1 protein-coding gene is annotated in these 716 nt (G+C 68.7%); it reads left to right on the forward strand.

Translation table 11 applies throughout. The annotated features are described in order from the left end of the window. Positions 1-716: phosphoglycerate kinase (gene pgk, locus RCO38_RS24220; RefSeq protein ID WP_308331157.1), on the forward strand; the 716-nt coding region annotated here is incomplete at both ends.

Raw genomic sequence — 716 nt, forward strand, 5'->3', positions numbered from 1 at the left:
GTGCTGCTGGAGAACTGCCGCCTGAACGTGGGCGAGAAGAAGAACAAGCCCGAGCTGGCCGCCAAGCTGGGCAAGCTCTGCGACATCTTCGTGCACGACGCCTTCGGCACCGCGCACCGCGCCGAGGGCACGACCTACGGCATCGCCGAGACCGCGCCGATTGCCTGCGCCGGTCCGCTGCTGGCGGCCGAGATGGACGCGATCTCCAAAGCTCTGGCCAACCCCAAGAGGCCCCTGGTCGCCATCGTCGCCGGCTCCAAGGTCTCGACCAAGCTGACCATCCTGCAATCGCTCGCGAAAAACGTCGACGGCCTGATCGTCGGCGGCGGCATCGCCAACACCTTCATGCTGGCCGCGGGCCTGAAGATCGGCAAGAGCCTGGCCGAGCCCGACCTGCTGGGCGAGGCCACGGCCGTGATCGAGGCCATGAAGGCGCGTGGCGCCGAGGTGCCGATTCCTGAGGACGTGGTCTGCGCCAAGGCCTTCGCGGCCGACGCCGAGGCGACCGTCAAGGCCGCCACCGACGTGGCCGACGACGACCTGATCCTGGACATCGGCCCCAAGACCGCGGCGAAGCTGGCGCAGAAGCTCAAGCAGGCCGGCACCATCGTCTGGAACGGCCCGGTGGGCGTGTTCGAGTTCGCGGCGTTCGAGAACGGCACCAGGGTGATCGCGCAGGCCATCGCCGAGTCCAGCGCCTTCAGCATCGCCGGTGG

The organism is Hydrogenophaga pseudoflava, assembly GCF_031020795.1.
GTDB lineage: Bacteria > Pseudomonadota > Gammaproteobacteria > Burkholderiales > Burkholderiaceae_C > Hydrogenophaga > Hydrogenophaga pseudoflava_A.